The organism is Gammaproteobacteria bacterium, assembly GCA_003696665.1.
GTDB lineage: Bacteria > Pseudomonadota > Gammaproteobacteria > Enterobacterales.
On the sequence record RFGJ01000524.1, the window covers coordinates 1 to 5,169 of the forward strand.

6 protein-coding genes are annotated in these 5,169 nt (G+C 54.0%); all 6 read right to left on the bottom strand.

What is annotated here, in order from left to right; translation table 11 throughout:
* Positions 1 to 359: OsmC family peroxiredoxin (locus D6694_12720; GenBank protein ID RMH38064.1), on the bottom strand; the 359-nt coding region annotated here is incomplete at its 3' end.
* 74 nt (positions 360 to 433) lie between these two features.
* Positions 434 to 907, bottom strand: coding sequence for a tRNA (uridine(34)/cytosine(34)/5-carboxymethylaminomethyluridine(34)-2'-O)-methyltransferase TrmL (gene trmL, locus D6694_12725; protein RMH38065.1), 474 nt, complete (start codon positions 905 to 907; stop codon positions 434 to 436).
* A gap of 5 nt (positions 908 to 912) precedes the next feature.
* Positions 913 to 2,310 (bottom strand): nitrogen regulation protein NR(I), encoded by a 1,398-nt coding sequence (gene ntrC, locus D6694_12730; GenBank protein RMH38060.1) that lies wholly within the window; start codon positions 2,308 to 2,310, stop codon positions 913 to 915.
* Complete coding sequence (locus tag D6694_12735) at positions 2,267 to 3,400, bottom strand: hypothetical protein (GenBank protein RMH38061.1); 1,134 nt, start codon at positions 3,398 to 3,400, stop codon at positions 2,267 to 2,269. The genes ntrC and D6694_12735 overlap by 44 nt, the downstream gene beginning before the upstream one ends.
* Before the next feature lie 30 nt (positions 3,401 to 3,430).
* The gene (locus tag D6694_12740) at positions 3,431 to 4,255 is read right to left on the bottom strand and encodes a DUF4124 domain-containing protein (GenBank protein ID RMH38062.1); all 825 of its coding nucleotides are present in this window, start codon (positions 4,253 to 4,255) and stop codon (positions 3,431 to 3,433) included.
* Positions 4,135 to 5,169, bottom strand: a 1,035-nt coding sequence (gene pyk, locus D6694_12745) for a pyruvate kinase (protein ID RMH38063.1), incomplete at its 5' end; no start/stop codon positions are given. The genes pyk and D6694_12740, both read right to left, overlap by 121 nt.

Genomic DNA, 5,169 nt, shown 5'->3' on the forward strand with positions numbered 1-5,169 from the left:
ATGCAAAAATCTTCGAATTGGGACAGTGCCCGATCAAGGTGCGGCAGGGACTCAATGCCTTCTGGCAGCTGGATGCGGACATGCATTTCGGGGATTCGCCAGCGCCCGTCAATGCGTTCTAAGTGGCCTTGTACTTCGGCGGTTAAGGTTTGAATCTCGCCTTTAAACTTGCGAATGGCAAACAATAAGCTTGCGCCTAGACAATTGGTGACGGCGGCAGCCAGTAGGCGTGCAGGGTTGGGGCCTGCCCCCTCGCCAAGTGGCGGTGGTTCGTCGGTGATGAGTTGGCCGAAATCACCGAAGTCCACTTCAAACTTGTAATCCTTTAACAATCTCAGACTGACAGCAAAGGGATGCATTTTGTCACCTTTAAAAATTAGAAATAGCTAATATAAGTATGCCGATTTTTGCTGTCTGCGCAAGCACTGTTGCGCTATGAACGCATTTCACTGCCGGGAAAGCCAAGCTGACGCCATGCTTCGTACACCGTGACGGCCACCGCATTGGATAAATTCATGCTGCGTGAGCCAGGTCGCATCGGCAAGCGCAGCCAATGACGGCGACCAATGGCCTCGAGAATTGGTAAAGGGAGGCCTCGTGTTTCCGGACCAAAGATTAACAGATCACCTGCCTCGAATTGCACGTCGAATGGGGCCCGTTCGCCTTTGGTGGTCAATGCCCATAGGCGACTGGCTTGAGTCGCCTTCAAGAGTGAATCCCAATTTTCGTGCACCTGGATGCGGGAGTATTCGTGATAGTCAAGACCAGCGCGTCGCAATCGTTTGTCATCAAGCTCGAAGCCCAGAGGCTTGACCAGATGGAGTGGGAAGCCTGTGTTGGCCGCTAAACGAATGATGTTGCCGGTGTTGGGTGGTATTTCTGGTTGATAAAGCACAATCTGTGGCACATCCATTACTTATGCCCCCCAGAAGGATGGTGTTTGAGTTTTCGAGTGACGGTATTGCGTCCCCAACCCAGCCACTCGGCTGTCTGCTGACGATGCCCGTTGGTAAATGCCAGCACTTCGCTTAACAGCAAGTGTTCAATGCTTGGCAACAGCTTGCGGATGGCATCGCGATCTGACTGTTTGAGAAGGCGACGGATTTCGGCGCGCAATGCCGTCTGCCAATCCACTTCAGCCGACGCTACCGTGTTTTGGTATTCGGCTGGCAAATCCGACAATTGGATCAATCGCCCGGAGACCATCACGGTGAGCCATCGGCACAGGTTTTGTAGTTGACGCACATTGCCTGGCCATGGAAATTGTTGCAGACGCGCCATGGCGCTAGCATCAATGCGTTTTTTGGGCATCCCCGTTTCTTTGGCAGCGGCCTCCAGGAAATATTCGACGAGCTCTGGAATATCGTCGGTTCGTTCGCGCAAGGGTGGGAGCGCCAGTTGTACGACGTTCAGGCGATGATAAAGATCTTCACGGAATGCGCCCTGCTGGACACGACTTGTCAGATCTCGGTGGGTGGCTGCAATGATGCGAACATCGGCAGTCACGGGATGGCGTCCGCCGACACGGTAGAATTGGCCTTCTTGCAGCACACGAAGTAGCCGCGTTTGCGCGGAAATCGGCATGTCACCGATTTCGTCGAGGAATAGTGTCCCACCAGTGGCCGACTCGAATAGCCCAAGACGACGTTCGTTGGCGCCGGTAAAGGCACCTTTTTCATGGCCGAAGAGCTCGGCTTCAATCAGTTCGGCAGGTATCGCCGCCATGTTGACGGCAACAAACGGCGCATGACGTCTGGGACTCGAGTGATGAATGGCCCGTGCCACCATTTCTTTTCCGCTGCCGCTTTCGCCGGTGATCAGTACCGTAACCTCAGAGCGCGACAACCGACCAATGGCGCGGAAGATGTTCTGCATGGCCGGTGAACGACCGATGAGACGCGTTGACGTCTCAGAATTTGTCATGGTCGTTGTTTCATCACTGATGAGGGCGCGTTCCACCAGCGCGATCAGTTCTTCTAAATCAAAGGGTTTTGGCAAATAATCGAAGGCGCCAGCATCGAAGGCGGCCAAGGTCGTTTCCAAATCGGAATGGGCGGTGATCAGGATGACGGGCAAATCACTGTCCTTTTCCTTGATCTTCTGGATAAAGGACAGGCCGTCGGTGCCGGGCATACGAATGTCGCTGATGACGACGTCGGGGCGTCTGGCAGTGAATGCCTGCCAGGCGGTTTCGGCATCCGCACAGGCGTGTACCGAGAAGTCGTGGTCTTCCAGCGCCGCTTCTATCACGCAGCGAATGGATTCATCATCGTCGACCAGCAGAATGTGTTTTTGAGGTTTGCTGTTCATGATCAGTTATCGGCATATAAATTGAAAAACAGGTGCCCTCGGCACTGGTTTGGCATTGGATGGCACCGCCTTGCGACACAATGGCCTGGTGGGCAATGCTGAGCCCAAGGCCAAGACCGTTCGGGCGCCCCGGATTTAAGGGGGCGAACAGATTTTTGTACACGTGCTCTGGCAATCCGGGGCCGTTATCTGCGATTTCGACACGGATCGCGGTTCGATGCGCGACATCGCGAATGATCACCCCCCGCGCAATGCGCGTTGTGATACGAATTTCTCCTCCTTGACCGGCGAGCGCTTGAATTGCGTTTCGCAACAAGTTCAGAATGGCCTGATAAAACGCATGGCGGCGAAACGCGATGTCGGGAAGGCTCGGATCGTAGTCACGCCGTATGGTCAGTCCCGGCGGTTTTTCCATTAGCACCAAGGCAAGCGCCTCTTCAAGCACCTGATGGACATTACCGAGTACTTTGGGTTCCCGTTGCCCATGGCCCAATAGTCGTTCCACCAGATCGGCCAAGCGATCCACTTCGCGAATCACAATGTCGGTCAACCGGCGTTCTGACGGGCTGATTTTCTTGGCCAGCAGTTGTGCGGCACCGCGGAGTCCGGCGAGTGGGTTGCGAACCTCGTGTGCTAAGTTGCGCAGCACATGATGCATGGCACTGTCCGGAAGTTGGTTGGCCTGGCTAAGTAACAAACCCGTGGGGGCTAAATGCTGAATTTCGACAAGAAACTGATGCGGATCAGACTTCAATCTGGAGACCGCAATATCGGCGGTCAAGGTGCGCTGTGCGTTTACTCGAATGGGGGCCTGATGTAAGTGACACCGGTTTTGCTGTTGCAGAAGCACTTGCAAGCGCCGAATGGTAAATCGAGGGACCTTCAGCCAATGTCCTACATGCTGTCCTCGCAGGTAACGGACGGATTGTTGCAACAGTTGTTCTGCAGCCGTATTGGCATCGACGATGTGCAGGCGAGCATCGATCAGTATGATCGCTGTGGCCAGATCATCGATGATGGGCAGCGATGACAAAGGGGGTGTCGTGTTCATGCGCGACAGCGTATCACAACTGCGCCCAACATGCACCATGTTGGTGCATTGATAAAATAAATCAATTGCCTAATTCTGGTGCATTGGTTGGTACGGGTTTTTGCCGCGTTGCAAGTGGGCAGGCATTGGAGGGCCAGCTTTGGGATAGGGGCCGGTTGGCTGATGGATGGACGGTCGACGCACATAAAATGTCGAGGTCTTTTCCTTGACGGTTTTTCTTTTCTGAACGTCGCGGATGATCACTCGAAGTTGATGAGCGCCACGATCGAGATTGTCGAGGGTGTATTGGGTGACATGACCCAATGGCTTGCCATCCAGATACACCTCCAATTGATATTGCTTGGGCAAATTTCCAGTCAAGCGAATTCGAATATCGGCTTTGCCAATGTTATTGTCTAGCCAACTGTCGTGCGGCGGCGATACGATTTCAATATCGGGAACGGGGGGGGCTGCGTCTTTGTCAAGGCCGCTTTCTGTGCCTGTTGTAAGCGGTTCCAGCGGTTGAAGCGAGGGCGCGCGATAGGTCTGTGCTTGAGGCACTTCGATCACTTCGTATTTGCCGTGTTTTGGCGGGGTGTCGGAAATCACAATGCGGCCATTGGCGTCACGCCATCGGTACAAAAGCGCTTTGGGCGCTTTGGCCGATGGTTTTTTTGCGGATATGGATTGGCTTGGTTTGGAGGATTCGCTTGCCGCCGTTTCATCCTTGATGACCGGATCGGCCTGAGCGGTCAACAACCAAGCGAACAACAGTGTTGAGAACACAGCGCCTCCTAGTGAATTTCGCCAACTTTCAATATCTTCATCGCGTTCGTACCACCCAAGATGCCCATGTGATCGCCTTTGGTCAAGATCACATAATCGCCATCGTGAACCAGACCACGCTTTTCCAATTCTCGGACGGCCAGCTTGTTGACATCATGCCTGGCCAACACTGTGGGATCAAACGGAATCGCCTGCACGCCGCGGAATAACGCCACACGACGCAAAGTGTCTTCACGTCGCGTCAAGGCAAAAATTGGGATGCCGCTCCGTATCCGACTAAGCCAAAGCGGGGTGGAACCCGATTCGGTCAAGCATAGGATGGCTTTCAGCCCTTTGAGGTGATTTGCGGTATACATGGTGGCCATGGCGACCGCTTCGTCGATTCGCTGAAATTCAACGTCGATACGGTGTCGAGATGTCTGAGCACGTTTTTGTTTTTCAGCGCCAAGACAGGCGCGTGACATGGCTTCTATTACTTCCACCGGGTAATCACCAGTGGCCGTCTCAGCTGACAACATGACGGCATCAGTGCCGTCTAACACCGCATTGGCCACGTCAAAGACCTCGGCTCGGGTTGGGATTGGGCTGTGTATCATGGATTCCATCATTTGGGTGGCGGTGATGACAACGCGATTGAGGTGTCGGGCATGGTGAATAATTTTCTTTTGCACACCGATGAGTTCCGCATCGCCAATTTCAACGCCCAAGTCACCACGTGCCACCATGACAGCGCTGGAAGCTAGGATCATTTCGTCAAGCACTTTGTCGTCATTCACGACTTCTGCGCGTTCAATTTTTGCGATGATGCCGGCATTGCTGCCAGCTCGGCGAAGCAGAGTTTCCGCTTCACGAATGTCGTCGGCACTCCGGGGAAAACTGACCGCGAGATAGTCAACACCAATTTCGGCGGCCAGCGTGATGTCACTTCGGTCCTTATCGGTCAAGGCTGGTGCCGATAGCCCGCCACCGAGCTTGTTGATGCCCTTGTTGTTTTTCAACAGACCGCCAAGTTGCACAATGGTTTCTATCCGGGGGCCATCGAC